A 23,914-nucleotide genomic window follows, 5' to 3' on the forward strand; every position below is an offset into this window, starting at 1 on the left:
CGAGAAGCCGGATAAACTATGTTAAACAGTATTTTAGTAATACTTTGTCTTATTGCCGTCAGTGCATTTTTCTCGATATCAGAGATCTCGCTGGCCGCATCCCGAAAAATCAAACTTAAGCTGCTTGCCGACGAAGGCAACATCAATGCCATGCGCATTCTGAAAATGCAGGAAAACCCAGGCATGTTCTTCACCGTGGTGCAGATTGGCCTGAACGCGGTCGCCATTCTCGGCGGTATCGTGGGCGATGCAGCGTTTTCTCCGGCATTTCACAGCCTGTTTATTCCGTACATGTCCGCTGAGCTTGCCGAGCAGCTGAGCTTTATTCTCTCCTTCTCGCTGGTCACTGGCTTGTTCATCCTGTTTGCCGATCTGACCCCGAAACGCATCGGTATGATTGCGCCAGAAGCTGTGGCTTTGCGTATCATCAACCCGATGCGCTTCTGCCTGTTCGTGTTCCGCCCGCTGGTGTGGTTCTTTAACGGCCTGGCAAACGTGATTTTCCGTATCTTCAAGCTGCCGATGGTGCGTAAAGATGACATTACCTCCGACGACATTTATGCAGTAGTGGAAGCGGGCGCACTGGCCGGGGTGCTGCGCAAACAAGAGCATGAGTTAATTGAAAATGTGTTTGAACTGGAATCCCGTACCGTCCCCTCTTCCATGACGGGCCGTGAGAGCGTGATCTGGTTTGATCTGCATGAAGACGAACAGAGCCTGAAGAACAAAGTGGCGGAGCATCCGCACTCCAAGTTCCTGGTTTGTAATGAAGATATCGACCATATCATCGGCTATGTGGACTCGAAAGATCTGCTGAATCGTGTGCTGGCGAACCAGAGCCTGGCGCTCAACAGCGGCGTGCAGATCCGCAATACCCTGATCGTGCCAGACACCCTGACGCTCTCAGAAGCGCTGGAAAGTTTCAAAACGGCGGGTGAAGACTTCGCGGTTATCATGAACGAGTACGCTCTGGTGGTGGGTATCATCACGCTTAACGACGTCATGACGACGCTGATGGGCGACCTGGTCGGCCAGGGGCTGGAAGAGCAGATTGTTCAGCGTGACGAGAACTCATGGCTTATCGACGGCGGTACGCCGATTGAGGACGTGATGCGTGTGCTGGATATCGATGAATTCCCGCAGTCCGGCAATTACGAGACTATCGGCGGGTTTATGATGTTTATGTTGCGTAAGATCCCGAAACGCACTGACTCGGTGAAATTCTCCGGCTTCAAGTTTGAAGTGGTGGATATCGATAACTACCGCATCGACCAACTGCTGGTGACGCGTATTGATAACAAACCGACCATGCTGGTGCCGAAACTGCCGGATGCTGAGGAGAAGGTGTCGGCGTAATGCTTTGTATACCCCACAAACATCAACGGCTCCCATCGGGAGCCGTTCTTTTAACTACTGCATAGCACGTTGGTTAAGCCATCTCAGTCTGCAGACGCATAACCTGACGGTTGACTTCGGACATCACAGACAAGTGCTGTTTGTCCTTCACTTTTGGGATAAGGATTTTGCCCTTATCGAACTCAAAAGCGCCAACATCCTTGATGTACAACCGTCCACGGAACAGGATCTTCACGTACTTCGCCACCTGAAGCGGGTTGTAGCGTTGGAAAATTTTCATTCTTGTATCTCCTGCGAATCATACGCTCTTGCGGTGCCACAATCGGCCCGACTGTCCTGAGCGCAAATTTTATTGCTCAATGACTATAGACCAGAACCTCGAAGTTACCCAGTGTGCATAAGTTTATTTACCGTTTGATTACACTTATTCAGAATAATCTTTGCAAACCGTGACGGAGGGCAGTATAAGCCGTCGTTTTTTCATGGATATGTGCGTTCGCCCGCAAACTGGCATCGGGATTGCGGGAAAACCACATTGATCGCACTTATGATTAAAAGCGTAAGACCAAGTGGTCGGATCACCTGCATACAATAAGGAAACACCATGACCCTACGTAACATCCTTGCAGCAGCATGCCTGTTGCTGCCCCTGTGGGCTTGCGCTCACAACATTGAAAAAGGACAACGTGTACCGCCAGTCGGCATTGCTGACCGGGGAGAATTGATTCTCGACAATGATAAGTTTAGCTATAAACCCTGGAATAGCGCGCAGCTCGCAGGGAAAGTGAGAGTTGTACAACACATTGCCGGTCGTACATCCGCAAAAGAGAAAAATGCAACCCTGGTAGAAGCGATCAAGGCCGCAAAATTCCCACATGACCGCTACCAGACCACCACGATTGTTAACACCGACGATGCCATCCCAGGCTCCGGTATGTTTGTCCGTTCAAGCCTTGAGAGCAATAAGAAGCTCTACCCGTGGTCGCAATTTATTGTCGACAGTAACGGCGTGACGCGTAAAGCCTGGCAACTGGAAGAAGAGAGTTCGGCAATTATCGTGCTGGATAAAGATGGCCGGGTGCAGTGGGCAAAAGACGGGGCATTGACCCAGGAAGAGGTGCAGCAGGTGGTTGCTCTGCTGCACAAGCTGCTCAGTCAGTAGAGCGACACCCGGAAGCCAGGATTGAGGAATGATTCGCGCGGGGTATAGTCAAGCGGCTTCCCCTGCCAGTCATGCACATGCGCACCGGCGGCAGCGGCAACGGCGTGTCCTGCCGCCGTATCCCAGACGTTGGTTGGCCCAAAGCGCGGATAAAGCTGCGCCTGCCCCTCTGCCACCAGGCAAAACTTCAGCGATGAGCCAATTGACGTCGTCTGATGCTCGCCCAGTTGCTGCAGGTACTCCTGCAGTTCGCTGTCGCTGTGCGAGCGGCTGATAACCACCAGCGGTGGACGCGCATCACGCACCTGAATCTGCTTACGTACACCGCACTCTTCCTTCCAGGCTTTGCCTTCCGCAGCGCTGTACATCACTTTCATCACCGGCGCATAGACCACACCCAGTACCGCTTTCCCTTTTTCAATCAGGGCTATATTCACGGTAAATTCACCGTTACGCTTGATGAACTCTTTGGTGCCGTCCAGCGGATCGACCAGCCAGTAACGCTGCCAGTGCTGGCGTTCGTCCCAGCTTTGCGGGGCCTCTTCTGAGAGGACCGGAATATCAGGCGTCAGCGCCTGTAGCCCTTTCAGGATCACGCCGTGCGCCGCAATATCCGCCGCGGTGACCGGAGAGTCGTCCGCTTTGCTGACAACGTCTATTGGTTTTGCACCGTCGTACACTTGCATAATGGCATCACCCGCATCCCGTGCGAGCTGACAAATCTTATCTAACATTCTCCACCTCTTCGTTAACGCAGTGGGCATAACTTATTGTTTTAGTTATATCGTAATGTGAACAATTCCGCTATCTGTGAAGCAATTCCGGTTTAAGCGTACTTTTTTCTGGCAGGATTCACACTCCCGTAAGCAACAAAAAAGAGATACATATTCTTTTGTGGCCTGGATCGAAAAAAGGACTCCTCAGATGATTAAGTTTAGCGCAACGCTCCTGGCGACGCTGATTGCGGCAAGCGTTCAGGCGGCGACGGTAGATCTCCGTATTCTGGAAACCACCGACCTGCACAGTAACATGATGGACTTCGATTACTACAAAGATACCCCTACGGAAAAATTCGGACTGGTACGCACAGCAAGTTTAATTAACGCCGCCCGCAGTGAAGTGAAAAACAGCGTGCTGGTGGATAATGGCGACTTAATCCAGGGTAGCCCGCTCGGCGATTACATGGCCGCGAAGGGGCTGAAAAAAGGTGAGATCCACCCGGTGTATAAAGCGATGAATACGCTGGATTATACCGTCGGCAACCTGGGTAACCACGAGTTTAACTACGGCCTGAGATACCTTCACGATGCGCTGGCTGGCGCGAAATTCCCTTACGTTAACGCCAATATTATCGACGTTAAGACCAAAAAGCCGTTATTTACGCCATACCTGATTAAAGAGACCAAGGTCGTCGATCAGGATGGTAAAACGCAGACGCTGAAGATTGGCTATATCGGTTTTGTGCCGCCACAGATCATGACGTGGGATAAAGCCAACCTCAGCGGGAAAGTCACCGTTAACGACATCACCGAAACCGCACGAAAATATGTGCCGGAGATGCGTGCAAAAGGAGCGGATCTGGTTGTCGTTGTTGCCCATTCCGGCCTGTCGGCAGATCCTTATCAGGTCATGGCGGAGAACTCGGTTTATTATCTGAGTGAAGTTCCGGGGGTGGATGCGATTCTGTTTGGTCACGCCCACGCGGTCTTCCCAGGCAAAGATTTCGCCAGCATCAAAGGAGCGGATATCGAAAAAGGGACACTTAACGGCGTGCCGTCTGTGATGCCAGGCATGTGGGGCGACCATCTGGGTGTGGTGGATCTGGTGCTGAATAACGACGGCGGTAGCTGGAAGGTTACCCAGTCTAAAGCCGAAGCGCGTCCGATTTACGATGCCGCGGCCAAAAAATCGCTGGCAGAAGAAGATAAAAATCTGGTCAACGTGCTGAAGCATGACCACGACGCCACCCGCGAATTCGTCAGCAAGCCGATCGGAAAATCAGCCGACAACATGTACAGCTTCCTGGCGCTGGTACAGGATGACCCGACCGTGCAGGTAGTCAACATGGCGCAGAAAGCCTATGCCGAGCATTTCATTCAGGGCGATCCGGATCTGGCAAAATTACCGATACTTTCTGCTGCTGCGCCGTTCAAAGTGGGTGGCCGAAAAAATGACCCGGCAAGCTACGTTGAAGTCGAAAAAGGCCAGTTGACCTTCCGTAATGCTGCCGATCTTTATCTCTATCCGAACACGCTGGTAGTCGTAAAAGCGACCGGCAAAGAGGTGAAAGAGTGGCTCGAGTGCTCCGCCGGACAGTTTAACCAGATAGATCCGAACAGCAGTAAGCCACAGTCGCTGATTAACTGGGACGGTTTCCGCACCTATAACTTCGACGTAATCGACGGCGTGGATTATCAGATTGATGTCACGCAGCCAGCGAAATATGACGGCGAGTGCCAGGCCGTTAATCCGCAGGCGGAGCGTATCAAAAACCTGACCTTCAACGGCAAGGCGATTGACCCGGATGCCACCTTCCTTGTAGTGACGAATAACTACCGCGCGTATGGCGGTAAGTTTGCCGGCACGGGTGATAGCCATATCGCCTTTGCGTCACCGGATGAGAACCGTTCGGTGCTGGCAGCGTGGATCAGCGCGGAGTCGAAAAAGGCGGGCGAAATTCACCCGGCGGTGGATAACAACTGGCGTCTGGCCCCGATCCACAGCAAAACGAAGCTGGATATCCGTTTTGAAACGTCACCGTCTGATAAGGCGGCTGCGTTTATTAAAGACAAGGCACAGTATCCAATGAGTAAAGTCGCGACCGACGATATCGGGTTCGCGATTTATCAGGTGGATTTGAGTAAATAGGGGTGGTTGTGCCGGGTGGCGCTGCGCTTATCCGGCCTACCCGAAATCCTCGAACCCGCAGGCCGGGTAAGGCGAAGCCGCCCCCCGGCGTTTAGGCCGCCCGCTCATCCCTATTCGCCAGCACCTGCGGCGTATTGACCTCTATCCAGTCCGCCAGCGCGGCCACTTTCTCGCTCACCTCCATACCGAGCGGCGTCAGACTATACTCCACGTGCGGTGGCACGACCGGATACGAAACGCGATCGACAAAACCATCTTGTTCCAGCGCCTGTAACGACTGAGCCAGCATCTTCTCGCTGACACCGCCCATCTTGCGGCGCAAATCGCTAAAACGATGCGTACCCTGACGTAACGCCACCAGGATCAGCACGCCCCAGCGGCTGGTGACATGCTTAAGCACGTCGCGTGAAGGGCATTGCTCCGCGAAAAGATTGCCATCGCGCAGTTGCTCGCTGAGGGTCGGTATCGTCGTTTTCATACTTACCTTTTTGTACGTACTTACTAAAAGTTAGTGATGGTGATAGTGTGCCACAACACCAGACAAACACGAAGGAGATTCATCATGATCGCGATTACCGGCGCTACCGGCCAGCTTGGTCAACACGTTATCGAAGAACTGCTGAAAACCGTTCCGGCCAACCAGATTGTCGCCATTGTGCGTAACCCGGCAAAAGCCGACGCATTGCACCAGAAAGGTATTGTCGTTCGTCAGGCGGATTATACCGACCAGGCGGCATTCACCACCGCACTGAACGGCGTAAATAAGCTGCTGCTGATCTCTTCCAGCGAAGTGGGCCAGCGCGCCGTGCAGCATCAGAATGTGATTCACGCCGCCAGAACGGCAGGCGTGAAATTCATCGCCTACACCAGCCTGCTGCATGCCGATAAATCCCCGCTCGGTCTGCACGTTGAGCACGTTGCCACCGAAAAAGCGCTGGCGGAATCTGGCATACCTTATGCCCTGCTGCGCAACGGCTGGTACACCGAAAACTACCTGGCAAGCGCACCGCCAGCCCTGGAGCACGGTGTGTTTATTGGCGCGGCGGGTGACGGCAAAATCGCTTCTGCCACCCGTGCGGATTACGCCGCGGCAGCAGCGAAAGTTATTGCTGAAGAGGGGCACGCAGGTAAGGTGTATGAACTGGCGGGCGATCATGCCTGGACGCTGAGCGAGCTGGCAGCAGAACTCAGTAAACAGAGCGGGAAGCCGGTAGCCTATCAGAACCTCAGCGAAGACGATTTTGCCGCCGCGCTGAAGGGCGTTGGCCTGCCTGCCGGGCTGGCGGATATGCTGGCAGATTCCGACGCGGGTGCGTCCAAAGGAGGCCTGTTCGATGACAGCCATACGCTCAGCAAATTGATTGGTCGCCCGACCACGCCGCTGGCGGAAAGCGTCAACGCCATCCTGTAATTGTTAAGAATTGGTTATTTTTTGTGGCATCCCCTCGGGTCATCTCTGATAATGGAGAGATGACCCACAAGGAGGCTCACCGTGCAAGGCGTACCGGAACAGTTCATTGATGAGAGAGACAGCGCACGCTTTCGCCATCTGGCGCAGTTGCCGGGCCTGGAACTCTATCACGCACATATCTCTGAATACGCCTTTGAGCCCCACACCCACGAAGCCTTCGGTATCGGCACTATTGAAACCGGTGCCGAACGCTTTCGCTATCGCGGAACACAGCACCTCGCCCCTGAAAAATCCGTCGTCACCATGAATCCGGACGAGATCCACACCGGTGAATCTGCGACCGAAGGCGGCTGGCGCTACCGGATGGTCTACATCGAACCCGACCTGCTGGAAGAGATGACCGGCCTGCGTCACTGGTGGTTCAGCGACGTCACTCGCTACGACCCGCAGCGTTCGCAGCAAATCGGCCGGCTGATTTACGGTCTGTGGCATACGGACGACCCGCTGGCGCAAAAAGGCTTACTGCTGGATCTCATTGAGACCTTCCAGCCGCTCGCCCGCCACGCGCCGGTGAGGCAAGAAGGCGCACATCGCTTTGAACGTGTGCGCGAGTATTTGCATGACAACTATATGCACCCTCTGACGCTGGACGAGCTGGCAAACGTCGTCTCGCTCAGCCCGTACCATTTCCAGCGCCAGTTCAAAGCCCATTTCCATGTGACGCCGCATCAGATGCTGATGGCGATCCGCCTGTGGCGCGCCAAAGCCTTCCTCACCCACGGTATGCCCGCCGCCGAAGTGGCTGCCGCCACCGGATTGACCGATCAGTCCCATCTCACCCGCGCCTTCACGCACCGTTACGGCATTACGCCGGTGCGTTACCAGAAACAGGTTACGCCGCGTTAATGCGCAATCTCATACAATACGCACACATTTTGCCCTCCTACACTGCGTGCAGAGTAAATCAATGTGGATGGAAAAATGATTAGCGGCGTGTTGTATGCCCTGCTTGCAGGTTTGATGTGGGGGCTGATTTTTGTCGGCCCGTTGATAGTGCCGGAGTACCCGGCAATACTGCAGTCCACCGGACGTTACCTGGCGCTGGGGCTGATTGCCCTGCCGCTGGCGTGGCTGGGGCGCACGCGCCTGCGTCAGCTTAGCCGCCAGGACTGGGTAACCGCGCTGGCGTTGACCATGATGGGCAACCTTATCTATTACGTCTGCCTCGCGAGTGCCATTCAGCGCACGGGCGCGCCGGTGTCGACCATGATTATCGGTACATTGCCGGTGGTGATCCCTGTCTTCGCGAACCTGCTTTACAGCCACCGTGACGGCAAGCTGGCGTGGTCAAAAATGGCTCCTGCACTGGTGTGCATCGCCGTAGGGCTGGTGTGTGTGAACATTGCCGAGCTGCGCCACGGGCTGGATGATTTCAGCTTATGGCGTTACGGTTCCGGCATCTTGCTGGCGTTTATTTCCGTGGTGTGCTGGGCATGGTATGCCCTGCGCAACGCGCGCTGGCTGCGGGAGAACCCGGATAAACATCCGATGATGTGGGCGACGGCGCAGGCGCTGGTGACGCTGCCGGTTTCTCTTGCGGGTTACGCAGGAGCGACTATCTGGTTAGGCCAGCAGCAACCGGAGTTCGCGTTACCCTTTGGGCCGCGCCCGTGGGTGTTTGTTGGTTTGATGGTGGCCATTGCGGTGCTGTGCTCGTGGGTGGGCGCGCTGTGCTGGAACATTGCCAGCCAGAAACTGCCAACGGTGATCCTGGGGCCGTTGATTGTCTTTGAGACGCTGGCCGGGCTGCTTTATACCTTCCTGATGCGCCAGAGCGTGCCGCCGCTGTTAACGGCCTGTGGGATCATTCTTCTGGTGGTTGGTGTGGTGATTGCGGTGAGAGCGAAGCCGGAAAAACCGAGGGTCGTTCCGGCGTCGGAGGTGTGATTTTTTTGCCGGGTGGCGGCTGCGCCTTACCCGGCCTACAAGTAGCCGTTTCGTAGGCCGGGTAAGCGCCAGCGCCACCCGGCATGATATTAAAACGTTTCCCAGTTCCCTTCTGACGCCGCCGCTACGGGCTGCGCTTTTGGCACATAGGTTTTCACCGGTGCCGCTTTGACCGCCTGATTACGCGTTATTTTGAACACCGCCACCGCTTCGTTCAGGCGTGCAGCCTGATCTTCCAGCGCTGCCGCTGCCGCCGCAGATTCCTCCACCAGCGAGGCGTTCTGCTGGGTCACGCGATCCATCTCTGCCACCGCCTGGCCTACCTGATCAATACCGCGGCTCTGCTCGTCAGAGGCAGATGCAATTTCGCCCATAATATCGGTCACGCGCGTGACCGCATTGACGATTTCCGCCATCGTCTCGCCTGCTTCGTTCACAAGCTGAGAACCCGCGCTGACGCGCTCGCCGGAATCATCGATCAGCGCTTTGATCTCTTTCGCCGCCTGTGCACTACGCTGGGCCAGGGTACGCACTTCACCCGCCACCACCGCAAAGCCGCGACCTTGTTCACCTGCACGCACCGCTTCCACCGCCGCGTTCAGCGCCAGGATGTTGGTCTGGAAGGCAATACCGTCGATCACGTTAGTAATTTGCGCGATTTTACTGGAACTGGTGGCGATTTCGTCCATGGTGCGCACCACGCCTTCCACCACGTTACCGCCCTTCTTCGCGGTTGAGGAGGCGTCCAGCGCCAGACGTGAAGCCTGACGCGCATTATCGGCATTTTGCTTCACGGTTGCAGTCAGCTGTTCCATGCTGGCTGCGGTCTCTTCCAGAGAGGCGGCCTGCTGTTCGGTGCGGGAAGAGAGATCGTTGCTGCCCGCAGAAATCTCGCCTGCACCGGTGTAAATGGTATCGGCACCTTCACGTACCACGCCCACCGTATTCGCCAGCGAGGTTTGCATCTCCTGAACGTTGCGCGCCAGGATCGCCATTTCATTATTTCCCTCTGCCTGAATCGGCTGGGTTAAATCGCCTGCCGCAATGGCGCGGATATGGTTAATCACCTCTTCCAGAGGCAGCAACAGCACGCGGCGCATCGCGATCCAGCTGGAGATAATCACCGCAACCACCAGAAGCATCACCGCCGAAAGGACCCACAGGATGCGCTTATAGTCGCTTTCATTATCCTGAATGCCTTTATTCGTGAGCGCGGCCTGTGCTTCACGCCATTCGCGATAGACCTTTTGCATCGCCGTCTGTTTCTGTTCGGCGTTCTGTTTGAACATATCCTCCAGGTTGCCCTGGCTCAGCAGAACGTTCATTTGCGTCAGCGTTGCAGAGTAAAGGCGGTATTGTTCTTCTAACTGGTCCGACAGCTTCTCATCCAGACCCGGCGTTTCCGGCAGCGCATAGTATTTATCGTAATGAACCTGTGCGTCTGCCAGCAGGTTTTTCGCGGTGTTGACCAGCTCATTCAGCTGTCCGCCGTTAATCTGAGAGGCCATGCTGCTTTGCAGGCGCAACATGCCACGGTTCAGGGTCACGCGTGCCTGGTTCAGACTGATCCAGGCGTCGGTAAACTCCGCCACGTTTTGGCTGGAAACCTGAGAAACGGTGAAGTTATCTTTGTCGTTATTGAGTGCATTAATGAATATGCCTGCGGAAATCATTTGCATGAGGCCGAGCACAAGCAGCACTGAGATCAGGAGAGTAATGACTTTTATACGTTTAAACATGCGTTGCCTTTTTTATATGCAGGTATTGTCTGACGTGTCTCTATCGGCAGGCATGGCGGGTTGTTTACTGTTTCTCCACCTTTAAAAACTTTCTAAAGTCCTTTCCTGAATTTATTCAGTACGTTAATACCACCCATTTTTTGTGATCAACGTCGTATTTTCACCCTTGCCACTAAAGGGTTATAGCCTTCACTTAAAGATGCATTTAAAATGCATCTTATATTTTTGATGATGAGGTAACTGCTATGGCCTTCCGCGACCAACCCCTCGGCGAGCTGGCGCTCTCCATCCCTCGCGCTTCTGCGTTGTTCCGTAAATACGATATGGATTACTGCTGTGGCGGCAAACAAACCCTGGCGCGCGCTGCCTCGCGCAAGGAGCTGGATGTCGAAGTGATCGAAGCAGAGCTGGCACAGCTGGCCGAGCAGCCCATTGAGAAGGACTGGCGCACCGCGCCGCTTGCAGAAATCATCGACCACATCATTGTGCGTTACCACGATCGTCACCGTGAACAACTGCCGGAGCTGATCCTGCAGGCAACCAAAGTTGAGCGTGTTCACGCCGACAAACCTTCCGTACCGCGCGGTCTGGCGAAATACCTGACCATGCTGCATGAAGAGCTTTCCAGCCACATGATGAAAGAAGAGCAGATCCTCTTCCCGATGATCAAACAGGGAATGGGCAGCCAGGCGATGGGCCCGATTAGCGTGATGGAAAGCGAGCATGACGATGCAGGTGAACTGCTGGAAGTGATCAAACACACCACCAACAATGTCACACCGCCGCCAGAAGCGTGCACCACCTGGAAAGCCATGTACAACGGCATTAACGAGATGATCGACGACCTGATGGAACACATCAGTCTTGAGAATAACGTACTGTTCCCGCGTGCATTAGCCGGGGAATAAAAAAAAGCCCGGTGGCGCTAACGCTTACCGGGCCTACATTTCTTTCAAACGTATTAACGCATTCCCGCCATACGTTTCTTACCGATAAACAGCCAGCCCAGCCCCAGCGCGATGAACCACAGCGGCGTGACGATCAGCGCCTGACGGGTGTCATCTTCCAGCGTCAGCAGAACCAGCACGAACACGAAGAACGCCATGCACACCCAGCACATCAACTTGCCCAGCGGCATCTTGTAGATCGACTTTTCATGCAGGTGTGGGCGCTGTTTGCGATATACCAGGTATGAACACAGAATGATGGTCCAGACGAACATGAACAGGATCGCAGAGACCGTGGTGATCATGGTGAACGCACCGATCACGCTTGGGTTGACGTAAAGCATCACCACACCGCCCAGCAGGCAGATGCAGGAGAAGGTCAGCCCTTTCGCCGGTACCGCACGTTTAGAGAGTTTCGCAAACGCACTCGGGGCAACGCCTTCCTGCGCCAGACCAAACAGCATACGGCTGGTGGAGAACACGCCGCTGTTCGCGGAAGAGGCCGCAGAGGTTAACACCACGAAGTTAATCAGGCTCGCGGCAGCAGGCAGCCCCACCAGCACGAACAGCTCAACGAACGGGCTCTTGCTTGGCACCACCGAGCTCCACGGCGTCACGGACATAATAATGATCAGCGCGAACACGTAGAACATGATGATGCGTACCGGAATAGAGTTGATGGCGCGCGGCAGGGATTTCTCCGGATCTTTGGTTTCCGCCGCCGTGGTGCCGACCAGCTCAATACCCACAAACGCAAATACCGCAATCTGGAAACCGGCAAAGAAGCCGCTGATGCCTTTCGGGAACCAGCCGCCGTCATTCCACAGATGGGCAAACGACGCCTGCACGCCGGTTGGCGACTGGAAGTGCGTCAGCACCATTACCAGCCCGACGACAATCAGCGCGATGATGGCGACGATTTTGATCATCGCGAACCAGAACTCCATCTCACCGAACATTTTAACGGTGGCGAGGTTCAGGCTCAGCAGCAGAATAATGACCGCCAGCGAGGCAACCCAGTCTGAGAGGCCAGGGAACCAGAACTGCGCATAGGCCGTGATGGCGACAACATCGGCCATTCCGGTCACCACCCAGCAGAACCAGTAGGTCCAGCCGGTAAAATAGCCCGCCCAGGGTCCGAGCAGATCGGAAGCAAAGTCGCTAAAAGATTTGTATTCGAGATTCGAGAGCAGCAATTCACCCATTGCACGCATCACGAAGAAGAGCATAAAACCGATGATCATATAAACGAAGATGATCGACGGCCCGGCAAGACTGATGGTTTTACCCGACCCCATAAACAGCCCGGTACCGATGGCACCCCCAATGGCAATAAGCTGAATGTGACGGTTTGTGAGATTTCGCCGTAGCGACTGTTCAGACGACGCCTCTTCGGCGGCGGCGGCGACTTTGACCTGATCTACCATGTGATATTTTCCTGTTTATGCCTGTCTGTGTTGTTAAGGCTCTTCTGGCCTTTAAATACGTCAATGAATGACGGTCCCTTGTACGGGCTAATCGATATTAGGTAAGAATCGGCGGGATGAATACTATGATTTGGATATTATGTTAACAATATGTTGAAAGTGAGTGTCATATCACTCATACAGCGCGAAACAGCTCACAAAAATACACGCAACAGTTTCGTTTGCAAGATAAAATGTTGATTCCGTCGTAACTATAGGTTTTATCACTCTTTTCCTCTCCCCGGGCGGAGAGAGGAAATAAGAAAAGCCGATTACAGGATTTCCAGCAGCTCGACTTCAAACACCAGGGTGCTGAATGGCGGGATGGACGCGCCAGCGCCGCGCTCGCCATAGGCCAGATTCTGAGGGATAGTCAGCTCCCATTTGGAACCTACTGGCATCAGGGTCAGGGCTTCGATCCAGCCGGCGATGACGCCGTTAACCGGGAATTCAGCCGGTTCGCCACGTGCAACGGAGCTGTCAAATACGGTACCGTCGATCAGTTTACCAGTATAGTGAACGCGAACGTGGTCGGTGCGGGCCGGGATAGCGCCGTCGCCCTGGTTGATCACGCGGAACTGCAGGCCGGATTCGGTGCTGTTCACGCCTTCACGCTCACGGTTTTCTTCCAGATATTTCACGCCTTCTGCCGCCATCTCTTCGAAGCGCGCGCGACGCACGGCGTCAGCACGTTCGTGGATTTCACGCAGCGCACGGTGAACAACGTCAACCGGAACGGCCGGATGATTGCCTGCCAGCGCGTCAGCGATACCCGCCACCAGCGCTTCCGGTAACAGACCTTCCAGGCCGGATTCGCTCAGTTGCTGTCCTACCTGCAAGCCGATGCCGTAGCTTGCCTGCGCTTCGATAGTGTCAAAAGTCGGGGTGGTCATGGGTTTTCCTTCCATCACATTTAAAGTAGCGGGCAGCATATCAGCCATGCCCTTATGGGTAAAACTTTGTCTTAAGTAAAGGTGACAAACCGCGACGAAACAGAAACAATAGGGCCAGTCAGGATTTTCCCAAATTTATGTCACGAAAGCTGGTTTTGTTACGCCCGTCAGGCAGTTAGCAAACTACACTTCTCAGGACAGGATAAAAAAAGACGCGGAGCAGGAGGAGAGCCATGCCCGGCCGATTTGAACTGAAACCTACCCTGGCGAAAATCTGGCATGCGCCGGATAATTTTCGCATTATGGACCCGCTGCCTCCCCTGCACCGCAGAGGCATCATTATTGGCGCGCTGCTGGTGATCGTTGGCTTCCTGCTTCCTTCAGGCGGCGATGACGTCGACACGATGCCAGCCACTCGCGATGCGCAGTTGGATATCCAGTCGCAAACACGGCCGCAGCCAGATTCACAGCCAATGCAGACTCAGCTGGTCACCCCTTCCGGCGATCCGGGCCAGGTCGCCCCCGTTGAACCTGAACCCGTTCAGGAAGAACAACCGCAGGAACAGACCCCTGCACCACAAGCTCAGCAACCCACGGGGATTGAACAACAATGGCGCTCTTACCGAGTCGAGCCGGGTAAAACCCTCGCGCAACTGTTCCGCGACCACAATCTCCCCGCGACGGATGTCTATGCTATGGCGCAGGTTGAAGGCGCAGGAAAACCGCTCAGTAATTTGCAGAACGGTCAGATGGTGCAGATCAGGCAGAACGCCAGCGGCGTGGTGACCGGGCTAACAATCGATACCGGAAACGGGCAGCAGGTACTGTTTACCCGCCAGCCGGACGGCAGTTTTATCAGAGCACGTTAATTGCGTAGGCCGGGTAAGGCGAAGCCGCCACCCGGCACTTCTGTTCTCAGGCACTCCGCTTATTCACCCACCAGATACCCGAGCAGACCAGCACCAGCGCAATCGCGTATTTGATATCCAGAATATTTTCGCCAAGGAAAATGGCGGAAAGCACCGTCCCCGCCACGGGCACAACGAAGTTGAACGGGGCTATCATGCTGACGCGGTTCACCTTAAGCAGCACGCTCCATAGTGCAAACGCCACGGATGACAGCAGCGTCAGATAGCCCAGCACCGCAACTGCGGTAATGCTGTGCACCTCCAGCGTTCCGCCAGTTACGTACCCGCCAACAACCAGCACAAGCCCGCCGATAGCCAGCTGCCAGCCGGTCATCACCATTGGGTCGACTGTCTGAGAGATGCGTTTCCCGTAGAGCGTGGCGGCAGAGAGAATAAAGGCCGCCAGCACGACAAATCCGTCGCCGTACCAGACAAAGTGGAATTCACTCAACCCGCTGTGGAAGTTCACCAGCATCACCCCGGCAAACCCCAGAATACAGCCGAGCGTTTTGTTATAGCTGAGCTTGTCGTTGTGGTAGATAAAGTGCGCCAGCAGCACGCTGAAGAACGTGCCGGTGGCATTCATGATCGAACCGTTAACGCCGGTCGTATAGGCCAGCCCGATATAAAAGAAAGTGTACTGAATGGCCGTCTGGGTCAGACCCAGGATGGTGAGTTGCCCGAATTGTGTGGCCGTCAGCCTGGCGATGGGCTTACGCTGCGCCAGTGCAAAAAGCAGCAGTAACATACCGGCAAACAGGAATCGATATCCGGCAAATACCACTTTCGACGGGATATCATCGGTCGCAATCTGGAAGAGTTCATAGCCGCTTTTAATGGCCGGGTAGGAGCTACCCCAAAGCAGACAGCAGAGCGTGGCGCAGGCATAGGCCACATTTCGACGGGCAAAGACAGGCGTGGGCAGAGCGGTATCCATGGCAAATCTCAAAGATAAAATTGCGTTTCAATTTATTATCAAAGAATGCGCCAGGAATAGCTACCATACAAGCCCAAACGACCATTTCTGGTAGCCTGAAAAAGCAAAACGCCGGCACAAGGCCGGCGCTTCGACGTGAGCAGAGTAAAAAATTACTCAGCTACAACGTTAACAACCAGTTTAGCGAACACTTCGCTGTGAACCTGGAAGTCAACTTCGTGCTCACCAGTGGTACGCAGAACGCCGTTCGGCATGCGAACTTCGCTCTTAGCCACTTTAACGCCTGCTGCAGTAACTGCATCAGCGATATCGCGGGTACCGATGGAACCGAACAGTTTACCTTCGTCGCCAGCTTTAGACGCGATGGTAACGGTGCCCAGTGCGTTGATTGCTTCAGCGCGAGCATTAGCAGCCGCCAGAACGTCAGCCAGTTTAGCTTCCAGTTCAGCACGACGTGCTTCGAAAAACTCAACGTTTTTCTTGGTAGCCGGAACAGCTTTACCCTGTGGAACCAGGAAGTTACGAGCGTAGCCCGCTTTAACGTTTACCTGATCACCCAGGCTGCCCAGGTTTGCTACTTTATCAAGCAGAATAACTTGCATTACCTTATCCTCTTAAAGTCGTATTAATGGACCGTGCCCGATTACTGATGACGATCAGTGTACGGCAGCAGAGACAGGTAGCGAGCGCGTTTGATAGCGCGAGCCAGCTGACGCTGATATTTTGCACGAGTACCGGTGATACGGCTTGGGACAATCTTACCGCTTTCGGTGATGTAGTTTTTCAGCGTTGCGATATCTTTATAGTCGATCTCTTGAACGCCTTCCGCGGTGAAACGGCAGAACTTGCGACGACGGAAATAACGTGCCATATGGCTAGTCTCCAGAATCTATCAAATCAATCTGCTCGGCATGCAGAACCATTTTGCTCAGACCATTCTTTGCTTTGTGGCAAGAGATGAACCCCTGAACCATGACTGCACTACCGACCGTTATACTGTGAGTAATGGCCTGGTTTTCGTGTCCGCTAATAATCACGGGCATTTGGCACCACGCCTGCCGGTGAAACCCGGCTTCCTCTTGCACAGAACGATGCTCAAGCACGAACTGGCAATGCGGAATTCCTGATGGACTGACCTTTCGAAGGGGAGCCCTGCATACAATGCCGGACAACGCCAGACGGTTGGTCATCAGAAATTACTCTTCAGAATCCCCAGCATCAGAATCATCTGCGGTTTCGTTTGCGAAATCATCGCGACGCTCACGGCGCTCGTCTTTCGCTTTAACCATCGGAGATGCTTCGGTAACTGCGTTTTTGGTACGCATAACCATGCTGCGGATAACGGCATCGTTGAAGCGGAAGGTAGTTTCCAGCTCATCGATCACTTCCTGCGGCGCTTCAACGTTCATCAGAACGTAGTGTGCTTTGTGCAGTTTGTTGATCGGATAAGCCAGCTGACGGCGGCCCCAGTCTTCCAGACGGTGGATCTTGCCTTCTGCACCAGTGATGGCAGCAGAGTAACGCTCGATCATGCCCGGAACCTGTTCGCTCTGGTCAGGATGGACCATAAAAACGATTTCGTAATGACGCATCGAATTGCTCCTTACGGATTATTCAGCCTCCTGTCTGGGTCAGCCGCGGCCCATGGAGGCAAGGAACGTGTTAAAGGGCGGCTGAAAAATTGACGCGTCATAATACTTGCGTGCCCCTGGAAACTCAAGCTGATCGCACAAATAATTCGCACAAAGCGCAAAGCTGGTCTAAGTGGGTGATTTAAAATTAATCACATTGAGAAGCGTTGTTTTTTTGAACAACAGCATCAGAAATGGTCAGCAATCCCCGCCAGAGAACCGATTACACTTTAATCAAAGCCCATCCGAAACCAAAAGGAGAGCATTCAACCGTCAGACAGCACGCAGTCGTGGAGCGCATATCATGAAAAAAATCGCAATTGCCATTATGGCTGCACTTTTGCTCAGCGCAAACGCAATGGCAGCCATTAAGATAGATGGCCGACAGGCCAGAAATATGGATGATGTGCAGAGCTTAGGCGTAATCTATATCAATCATAATTTCGCCACTGAAAGTGAAGCAGATCAGGCGCTTAATGAAGAGACCGAGGCTCAGGGTGCAAAATATTATCACGTGATGTTAACGCGTGAACCCGGCAGCAACGGCAATATGCATGCAAGCGCAGATATTTACCGATAACGCTTTAACGCTAGCACCAGGAAAGCCAACGAAAAATATAGCCATAGTTTGACTTGCCCCCTGTCCGGGGGCTTTTTTTTGAAAATGGCCCTGAAATACCACCGGTTACAACTGTTTCGGTATTCCAGAGCACTTATTCACTTCTGCCCGTAATAGGCATTTGGCCCATGCTTACGCATGAAATGCTTGTTCATCAGGTAATCATCAATATCCTGAAGATGCGGGTTAATGTCGCGAGCAATCCACGCCATTTTCGCCACCTCCTCCATGACCACCGCGTTATGCACAGCATCATGAGCATCTTTTCCCCATGCAAACGGACCGTGTTGATACACCACAATACCCGGTGTATGCAGCGGCTCACTCTCGCCCAGGGTTTCAATAATCACGTTGCCGGTATTGAGTTCATACTCGCCTTCAACTTCAGCCTGCGTTAACGCCCGCGTGCAGGGAATATTGCCGAAGAAGTAGTCCGCATGCGTGGTCCCGAGCGCCGGAATGGCCAGCCCGGCCTGCGCCCAGGCCGTGGCATGTGTCGAGTGTGTATGAACAACACCGCCGAGTGAAGGATAACGCCGATAGAGCGCCAGGTGAGTCGCGGTATCCGAAGAAGGACGCCACTTCCCTTCGACGACGTTGCCATCGAGATCCACCACCACCATATCGTCAGCTTTCATGGTGTCATAGGCCACACCACTTGGCTTAATCACGATCAGCCCCTGCACGCGATCGATAGCACTCACGTTGCCCCAGGTGAAGGTCACCAGGCCATAGCGCGGCAGATCCATATTGGCCTCAAAGACCTGCTGTTTGAGCTTACGCATGTTCAGCCTCCAGTAAGCCTGCCCGTGCCATACGCTCGCGCACCCAGTCGCGTGCTTTTGCCACTTCCGCAGCCGGGTCGTCCGACGTTTCGCTCCACATCTCAATCAGATAAGGCCCGCAATAGCCGGTCTGTTTGAGGGTCTCGAAGCACCGTTCGAAATCCACCACCCCGGTGCCGAACGGAACATTCTTGAATACGCCAGGACGGGTATCTTTGACGTGTACCGCCACGATATGCCCCATGCCCGCCTGCAGTTCCATCTGTACGTCATTATCCCACGCCGACAAATTGCCGATATCCGGATAAAGCTGGAACCACGGATTATTCAGGTAGTGAGCATACCCCAGCGCCTTGCTGATGGAGTTCATCAACGGGTAATCCATGATCTCCATCGCCAGCGTCACCTGCGCACGGCTTGCCATTTCGACGCTCTCTTTCAGGCCGTCACGAAAACGGCGTCGCGTTTCGTCGTTAGCTTCCTGATAGTAGACGTCGTAACCCGCAAGCTGGATCACACGGATACCGACATCCTGCGCAAAACGAATGGCTTTACGCATGATTTCCAGCCCCTCGGCGCGCACGGCATCATCTTCACTCCCGAGAGGGAAACGACGATGGGCGCTCAGGCACATGGACGGCACGCGCACGCCGGTTTCAGCGATGGCATTGACCAGCGCCAGACGCTGTTCGCGGCTCCAGTCGAGGCGGGAGAGGCGTTCGTCTGTCTCATCCACTGACATTTCGACAAAATCGAAACCCAGCTCTTTTGCCAGTTGCAACCGCTCCAGCCAGCACTCCCCCACAGGGAGTGCCTTTTCATAGATGCCAAGCGGGACCTGTTTAGACAACATACCCGCTCCTTAGCCCCAAAGCTGAGCGATTGAGCGTTTGAACTGACGCGCCGCTTCCACCGGAGAGGCGGCATCACGGATGCTACGACCGGCGATAAACACGTGAATCGGAATCCCCTTGAACAGCGGCAGATCTTCCAGCGCCAGGCCACCGGTAACGGTCACTTTAAAGCCCATATCGGCCAGACGTTTAATCGCGCTGATATCCGCTTCACCCCACGCCACACCTGCGGCCTGCGCATCACGGCTACGGTGATAAACCACCTGCTGGATACCCGCATCGCGCCACTCCTGCGCCTGCTCCCAGGTCCAGAAGCCGGTCAGCTCAATCTGCACGTCGCCGTTGAACTCTTTTGCCACGTCCAGCGCGCCTTTCGCGGTGTTGATATCTGCACAGCAGATCACGGTGACCCAGTCCGCGTTAGCTTCAAAACACATGCGAGAGAGGATTTTGCCCGCGTCGGCAATTTTGGCATCGGCCAGCACGATTTTATGCGGATAGAGCGCCTTCAGGTCACGAACAGCACGAACACCTTCACCCACGCACAGGATAGTGCCAACTTCGATGATATCCACCTCTTCCGCAATCAGACGGGTGGTTTCATAAGCGTGAGACAGCGTCTGGTTATCCAGCGCGACCTGCAACATTGGTAATGACATTTTCAATTCCTCTTAAACGGCCGCCGCAGTGGCGTTATCAATTAAATCCAGCACTTCCTGCTCGGTGCGGCAGGCGCGTAAACGGTCAAAGTTGGCTTCGTCATCAAACAGATTCACGATCTGCATGATGCCGACTTCCTGATGGGTATTGGCATCGACGGCCGCCATGGTGATCAGAATATCGACCGGGTCGTTATCTTCATGGTTAAACACCAGCGGCGTTTTCAGCGTCACGAGGGCAAAGCCGGTTTTTTTGACGCCCTCTTCCGGGCGGCCATGCGGCATCGCCAGACCCGGTGCAATCACAAAATAGGGGCCGTGCTGCGCAACGCCATCCAGAATGGCCTGGTAATAGCGCGGCTCGACGACGTCAGCCTTAACCAGCAAATCCACGCTCAGTTTTACCGCTTCCTGCCAGGTGCTGGCTTCCGCCTGTAAAAGAATGGAATTATTCTCTGCCAGCGAATCACGTAGTTTCATACAGCGTCCTTACTTCACGTCTTGTGGGAAGTGCTCTTTGATCACTTCCAGCAGTTTTGGCCCAAAATCCGCCGGTGACAGCATGTTGCGTACACCCACCACATATTTATTGCCCGTCACGCTGATCTCACCTGCGATATGGGTAGAGGCGATAATGATGTCTGCACCGTTCAGTTCACTTTTGTATTCACCCACCGCGCAGCTGTTCACCGTGTGGTCAATGTTTGACTGGGTTAAAAACTGATCCACTTTCATCTTCATGATCATGGAGCTACCTTGCCCATTGCCACACACAGCCAGGATACGTACGGTCATAATCGAAACTCCTTAGTGAGCAGAAACTTCTGCTGTTTGTTTTTCCGCATCTTCTTCAGCTCGCAGAGAACGGCCAGCGAAGAACATATAAACCAGAGCAATCAGGATGATGACGGTCATAAAGACCAGACCGACAGAGGCAAAGCCCTGCATCATCGGCGGTGCCAGAATTGACCAGTCCGCCATCCCCATCCAGGCGCTCATACCGGTGAGCTTGACGGCCCACACGCAACCGAAGATTTCAATCATGCCCATCACCAGGCAGATCTTGAGCGCCGCGCGCCAGCCGCCGAAGTGGTTAGCGAATACGCCGATGGTGGCGTTGGAGAAGAACATCGGGATGAAGCCTGGAATGATCAGGATGGACGAGCCGCAGCCCACCAGGATGCCAACCGCAATCAGCTGGCCGATGGTGCCCCACATAAAGCCCCAGACCACCGCGTTTGGCGCAAAGCTATAGATAGCCGCACAGTCAATCGCCAGTACCGCACCGGGGATCAGGCGCTGGGAGATACCGTTGAAGGCTTCCGACAGCTCGGCGACGAACATACGCACGCCCTGAGTAATGATGAAGATTGCCACCGCGAAGGAGAAACCGGTCTGCAGGATATAGACCGTCCAGTGGGTTTTCCCTGCCATCGCCTGAACCACATCAATACCGAAAGAGAGCAGGATGGCACCGAAGAAGATAGTCATCACAATCGCCGTAGAGACGATGTTGTCGTGGAAAATGTTCAGCCAGCCCGGCAGCTTCAGATCTTCAACGCTCTCCTCTTTTTTACCCAGATACGGTGCGACTTTGTAAGCAATCCAGGAGGCAAACTGCTGCTGGTGGCCGATGGAGAAGCCACAACCGTCTGTCACTTCCTGCGTTGGCTTGTACATCATGTTGGAGGTGATACCCCAGTAGAGCGACACCATCACGGCGGTGAAGATGATCGTGGTCCACATCGGGTAGCCGAAGATATAGAGAGAAACCGCAATCAGCCCCGCCTGCTGGAACATAATGTGGCCCGTCAGCATGATGGTGCGGATGCCGGTAATCCGGCGCAGCAGAACGTAAATGATGTTTAGCGCCAGCGCGAGCAGAACAGCATACCCAACCCAGCTATAAGCGTCGCCCATGCGATCGATGGTCGCCATCATGGAGGCGTAGGTATCAGAGATGGCACCGTTAATGCCATACACTTCCGACATCTTAGCCACGACGGGCTTAAACGTGCCGGTCAGAATGCCAGACCCCGCCTGCAACAGCATGAAACCGATAATGGTTTTAATGGTGCCTTTGATAATGACGCTGACGCTTTTACGCAGAAGGATATAGCCCAGGCACGTCACGATACCCAGCAACAGCGGGGCGTTAGTCATTACCTGATTAAAGAACACGGTAAAGACGTTGTAGAGGATCTCCATAACTCTCTCCAGAAAATGAGAACACGAGGGGCAATCCCTGTGTGGTTGGTGTCATCACTCTAGTAATCACAAATAATCACCACAAGATTGCATTTGATTATTTGTGACGCATCACGCAATTTATTTCCATGTTGTTAGTAATGATTTTCACTACCGATTTAAAAAAACAAATTAAGTCTTATAATTCATACAATTAATCATTTATAAGCGATATATTAACAAGATAAAAACGGATTATCTGTGATGTGACAAAGGTAAAATTCCGCAATTTAGCCGTTGCAAACCTGTTCAAAGAGTGCCAGCATTAATCACAACAAATCACCATATGATTATTTTTGATTAAAACCAGGAGTCAAACGATGAGTAAAGTGAATACCATCACCCGTGAATCATGGATTCTGAGCACCTTCCCGGAATGGGGTAGCTGGCTGAACGAAGAGATTGAGCAGGAACAGGTTGCTCCTGGCACCTTTGCAATGTGGTGGCTCGGCTGCACAGGGATCTGGCTGAAATCTGAGGGTGGCGCAAATATTTGCGTTGATTTCTGGTGCGGCACAGGCAAACAGAGTCACGGTAATCCGCTGATGAAAAAAGGGCATCAGATGCAGCGCATGGCGGGCGTGGAAAAGCTCCAGCCAAACCTGCGCACCACGCCATTTGTCCTTGATCCGTTTGCTATTCGTCAGATTGATGCCGTGCTGTCTACTCACGATCATAACGATCACATCGATGTGAACGTGGCGGCCGCAGTCATGCAAAACTGCCCTGATAACGTTCCGTTCATCGGCCCACAAACCTGTGTGGATTTATGGATCGGCTGGGGCGTACCAAAAGAGCGCTGCATCGTGATGAAACCAGGCGATGTGGTGAAAATCAAAGACATTGAAATCCATGCGCTCGATGCCTTTGACCGTACCGCACTCATCACCCTGCCAGCCGATCAGAAAGCTGCAGGCGTGCTGCCAGACGGGATGGATGAACGTGCGGTGAACTACCTGTTCAAAACGCCTGGCGGCTCTCTGTATCACAGTGGTGATTCTCACTACTCTAACTACTATGCGAAGCACGGTAACGAGCATCAGATCGACGTGGCGCTGGGCTCATACGGTGAGAACCCGCGCGGCATTACCGACAAAATGACCAGCGCCGATATGCTGCGTATGGCGGAAGCGCTGAACACCAAAGTGGTGATTCCGTTCCACCACGATATCTGGTCAAACTTCCAGGCCGATCCACAGGAAATTCGCGTCCTGTGGGAGATGAAAAAAGACCGTCTGAAGTATGGTTTCAAGCCATTCATCTGGCAGGTCGGCGGTAAGTTCACCTGGCCGCTGGATAAAGACAATCTCGAGTACCACTATCCGCGTGGCTTCGATGATTGCTTCACCATTGAACCGGACCTGCCGTTCAAGTCATTCCTGTAATTGTGCCCTTCAGTCGCCAGGCCTTACGCCTGGCGATGCCATATTTATCTTAGTAATTTCATGCTATTTCAAATATCATCTTTTCAAATCAATTCTTATC

At 53.8% G+C, this 23,914-nt stretch carries 27 protein-coding genes; 10 read left to right on the top strand and 17 right to left on the bottom strand.

Annotated features, from left to right (window positions below; translation table 11 throughout):
- Positions 1 to 18 precede the first annotated feature (18 nt).
- Positions 19 to 1,356, top strand: a complete 1,338-nt coding sequence (locus ABGB15_RS18885; RefSeq protein WP_152083229.1) for a hemolysin family protein — start codon at positions 19 to 21, stop codon at positions 1,354 to 1,356.
- Between the two features lie 73 nt (positions 1,357 to 1,429).
- Here ABGB15_RS18885 and ABGB15_RS18890 read toward each other — a convergent pair whose 3' ends face one another.
- Positions 1,430 to 1,636 (bottom strand): DUF1107 domain-containing protein, encoded by a 207-nt coding sequence (locus ABGB15_RS18890; protein ID WP_003856054.1) that lies wholly within the window; start codon positions 1,634 to 1,636, stop codon positions 1,430 to 1,432.
- 324 nt (positions 1,637 to 1,960) lie between these two features.
- On the opposite strand from ABGB15_RS18890, the gene ABGB15_RS18895 reads away from it, so the two are divergent.
- On the top strand, positions 1,961 to 2,518 hold the full coding sequence (locus ABGB15_RS18895; RefSeq protein ID WP_152083228.1) for a YtfJ family protein: 558 nt from the start codon (positions 1,961 to 1,963) through the stop codon (positions 2,516 to 2,518).
- Here ABGB15_RS18895 and cysQ read toward each other — a convergent pair.
- On the bottom strand, positions 2,512 to 3,252 hold the full coding sequence (gene cysQ / locus ABGB15_RS18900; protein WP_152083227.1) for a 3'(2'),5'-bisphosphate nucleotidase CysQ: 741 nt from the start codon (positions 3,250 to 3,252) through the stop codon (positions 2,512 to 2,514). The two genes, ABGB15_RS18895 and cysQ, sit on opposite strands and share 7 nt — an antisense overlap.
- Positions 3,253 to 3,442: 190 nt before the next feature.
- On the opposite strand from cysQ, the gene ABGB15_RS18905 reads away from it, so the two are divergent.
- Complete coding sequence (locus tag ABGB15_RS18905) at positions 3,443 to 5,386, top strand: bifunctional 2',3'-cyclic-nucleotide 2'-phosphodiesterase/3'-nucleotidase (RefSeq protein WP_215723696.1); 1,944 nt, start codon at positions 3,443 to 3,445, stop codon at positions 5,384 to 5,386.
- A 91-nt stretch (positions 5,387 to 5,477) separates the two neighbouring features.
- Here the strand turns inward: ABGB15_RS18905 and ABGB15_RS18910 are convergent, their stop codons facing one another.
- Entirely contained in the window at positions 5,478 to 5,864 is a 387-nt protein-coding gene (locus tag ABGB15_RS18910) for a helix-turn-helix domain-containing protein (protein WP_215723695.1), read from the bottom strand.
- A gap of 84 nt (positions 5,865 to 5,948) precedes the next feature.
- Between ABGB15_RS18910 and ABGB15_RS18915 the strand changes: the two genes are divergently transcribed.
- From ABGB15_RS18915 to ABGB15_RS18925, 3 genes are all read left to right on the top strand, one after another.
- On the top strand, positions 5,949 to 6,797 hold the full coding sequence (locus tag ABGB15_RS18915) for an SDR family oxidoreductase (RefSeq protein WP_215723694.1): 849 nt from the start codon (positions 5,949 to 5,951) through the stop codon (positions 6,795 to 6,797).
- Positions 6,798 to 6,878: 81 nt separating this feature from the next.
- Positions 6,879 to 7,703: an AraC family transcriptional regulator gene (locus ABGB15_RS18920; RefSeq protein WP_215723693.1), complete on the top strand. Its 825-nt coding sequence runs from the start codon at positions 6,879 to 6,881 to the stop codon at positions 7,701 to 7,703.
- Between the two features lie 75 nt (positions 7,704 to 7,778).
- Entirely contained in the window at positions 7,779 to 8,744 is a 966-nt protein-coding gene (locus tag ABGB15_RS18925) for a DMT family transporter (protein WP_215723713.1), read from the top strand.
- Positions 8,745 to 8,833: 89 nt separating this feature from the next.
- Here ABGB15_RS18925 and ABGB15_RS18930 read toward each other — a convergent pair whose 3' ends face one another.
- Entirely contained in the window at positions 8,834 to 10,483 is a 1,650-nt protein-coding gene (locus ABGB15_RS18930) for a methyl-accepting chemotaxis protein (RefSeq protein ID WP_215723692.1), read from the bottom strand.
- Positions 10,484 to 10,728: 245 nt separating this feature from the next.
- Between ABGB15_RS18930 and ytfE the strand changes: the two genes are divergently transcribed.
- A complete protein-coding gene (ytfE, locus tag ABGB15_RS18935) occupies positions 10,729 to 11,391 on the top strand; it encodes an iron-sulfur cluster repair protein YtfE (protein ID WP_152083221.1) in 663 nt (220 codons plus the stop codon).
- 53 nt (positions 11,392 to 11,444) lie between these two features.
- Here ytfE and cycA read toward each other — a convergent pair whose 3' ends face one another.
- A complete protein-coding gene (gene cycA / locus ABGB15_RS18940) occupies positions 11,445 to 12,857 on the bottom strand; it encodes a D-serine/D-alanine/glycine transporter (protein WP_215723691.1) in 1,413 nt (470 codons plus the stop codon).
- Positions 12,858 to 13,168: 311 nt separating this feature from the next.
- Entirely contained in the window at positions 13,169 to 13,789 is a 621-nt protein-coding gene (gene fklB, locus ABGB15_RS18945) for an FKBP-type peptidyl-prolyl cis-trans isomerase (protein ID WP_168927638.1), read from the bottom strand.
- Between the two features lie 233 nt (positions 13,790 to 14,022).
- On the opposite strand from fklB, the gene ABGB15_RS18950 reads away from it, so the two are divergent.
- Positions 14,023 to 14,658 carry an OapA family protein gene (locus ABGB15_RS18950; protein WP_215723690.1) on the top strand — a complete coding sequence of 212 codons (636 nt, stop codon included), beginning with the start codon at positions 14,023 to 14,025 and terminating at the stop codon, positions 14,656 to 14,658.
- Between the two features lie 46 nt (positions 14,659 to 14,704).
- Here the strand turns inward: ABGB15_RS18950 and ABGB15_RS18955 are convergent, their stop codons facing one another.
- The 5 genes from ABGB15_RS18955 to rpsF all read right to left on the bottom strand — a co-directional run bounded on the left by ABGB15_RS18955 (position 14,705) and on the right by rpsF (position 17,226).
- Positions 14,705 to 15,634: a DMT family transporter gene (locus tag ABGB15_RS18955; protein ID WP_215723689.1), complete on the bottom strand. Its 930-nt coding sequence runs from the start codon at positions 15,632 to 15,634 to the stop codon at positions 14,705 to 14,707.
- 152 nt (positions 15,635 to 15,786) lie between these two features.
- Positions 15,787 to 16,236 carry a 50S ribosomal protein L9 gene (rplI, locus tag ABGB15_RS18960; RefSeq protein ID WP_006810372.1) on the bottom strand — a complete coding sequence of 150 codons (450 nt, stop codon included), beginning with the start codon at positions 16,234 to 16,236 and terminating at the stop codon, positions 15,787 to 15,789.
- A 41-nt stretch (positions 16,237 to 16,277) separates the two neighbouring features.
- Positions 16,278 to 16,505: a 30S ribosomal protein S18 gene (gene rpsR, locus ABGB15_RS18965; protein WP_000135199.1), complete on the bottom strand. Its 228-nt coding sequence runs from the start codon at positions 16,503 to 16,505 to the stop codon at positions 16,278 to 16,280.
- Positions 16,506 to 16,509: 4 nt separating this feature from the next.
- On the bottom strand, positions 16,510 to 16,824 hold the full coding sequence (gene priB / locus ABGB15_RS18970; protein WP_152083216.1) for a primosomal replication protein N: 315 nt from the start codon (positions 16,822 to 16,824) through the stop codon (positions 16,510 to 16,512).
- Between the two features lie 6 nt (positions 16,825 to 16,830).
- Positions 16,831 to 17,226, bottom strand: a complete 396-nt coding sequence (gene rpsF, locus ABGB15_RS18975) for a 30S ribosomal protein S6 (protein WP_152083215.1) — start codon at positions 17,224 to 17,226, stop codon at positions 16,831 to 16,833.
- Between the two features lie 343 nt (positions 17,227 to 17,569).
- Between rpsF and yjfY the strand changes: the two genes are divergently transcribed.
- Positions 17,570 to 17,845 carry a DUF1471 family protein YjfY gene (yjfY, locus tag ABGB15_RS18980; protein WP_152083214.1) on the top strand — a complete coding sequence of 92 codons (276 nt, stop codon included), beginning with the start codon at positions 17,570 to 17,572 and terminating at the stop codon, positions 17,843 to 17,845.
- 137 nt (positions 17,846 to 17,982) lie between these two features.
- On the opposite strand, the gene ABGB15_RS18985 is transcribed toward yjfY, so the two are convergent.
- The 6 genes from ABGB15_RS18985 to ulaA are packed head-to-tail and all read right to left on the bottom strand — an operon-like array spanning position 17,983 to position 22,390.
- A complete protein-coding gene (locus ABGB15_RS18985; protein ID WP_215723688.1) occupies positions 17,983 to 18,669 on the bottom strand; it encodes an L-ribulose-5-phosphate 4-epimerase in 687 nt (228 codons plus the stop codon).
- Positions 18,662 to 19,522, bottom strand: a complete 861-nt coding sequence (locus ABGB15_RS18990; RefSeq protein WP_215723687.1) for an L-ribulose-5-phosphate 3-epimerase — start codon at positions 19,520 to 19,522, stop codon at positions 18,662 to 18,664. The genes ABGB15_RS18985 and ABGB15_RS18990 overlap by 8 nt, the downstream gene beginning before the upstream one ends.
- Before the next feature lie 9 nt (positions 19,523 to 19,531).
- A complete protein-coding gene (gene ulaD, locus ABGB15_RS18995; RefSeq protein ID WP_008502901.1) occupies positions 19,532 to 20,182 on the bottom strand; it encodes a 3-keto-L-gulonate-6-phosphate decarboxylase UlaD in 651 nt (216 codons plus the stop codon).
- A 12-nt stretch (positions 20,183 to 20,194) separates the two neighbouring features.
- Complete coding sequence (gene ulaC, locus ABGB15_RS19000) at positions 20,195 to 20,662, bottom strand: PTS ascorbate transporter subunit IIA (protein ID WP_013095304.1); 468 nt, start codon at positions 20,660 to 20,662, stop codon at positions 20,195 to 20,197.
- A gap of 9 nt (positions 20,663 to 20,671) precedes the next feature.
- Entirely contained in the window at positions 20,672 to 20,977 is a 306-nt protein-coding gene (gene ulaB, locus ABGB15_RS19005) for a PTS ascorbate transporter subunit IIB (RefSeq protein ID WP_108476136.1), read from the bottom strand.
- Between the two features lie 12 nt (positions 20,978 to 20,989).
- Positions 20,990 to 22,390, bottom strand: coding sequence for a PTS ascorbate transporter subunit IIC (gene ulaA / locus ABGB15_RS19010; RefSeq protein ID WP_152083211.1), 1,401 nt, complete (start codon positions 22,388 to 22,390; stop codon positions 20,990 to 20,992).
- A 359-nt stretch (positions 22,391 to 22,749) separates the two neighbouring features.
- Here ulaA and ulaG point away from each other — a divergent pair, with 359 nt between their 5' ends.
- Positions 22,750 to 23,814: an L-ascorbate 6-phosphate lactonase gene (ulaG, locus tag ABGB15_RS19015; protein WP_215723686.1), complete on the top strand. Its 1,065-nt coding sequence runs from the start codon at positions 22,750 to 22,752 to the stop codon at positions 23,812 to 23,814.
- The last annotated feature ends 100 nt before the right edge of the window (positions 23,815 to 23,914 follow it).

The sequence above is a fragment of the Enterobacter sp. MALB-1 genome (genome assembly GCF_041021625.1).
GTDB lineage: Bacteria > Pseudomonadota > Gammaproteobacteria > Enterobacterales > Enterobacteriaceae > Enterobacter > Enterobacter oligotrophicus.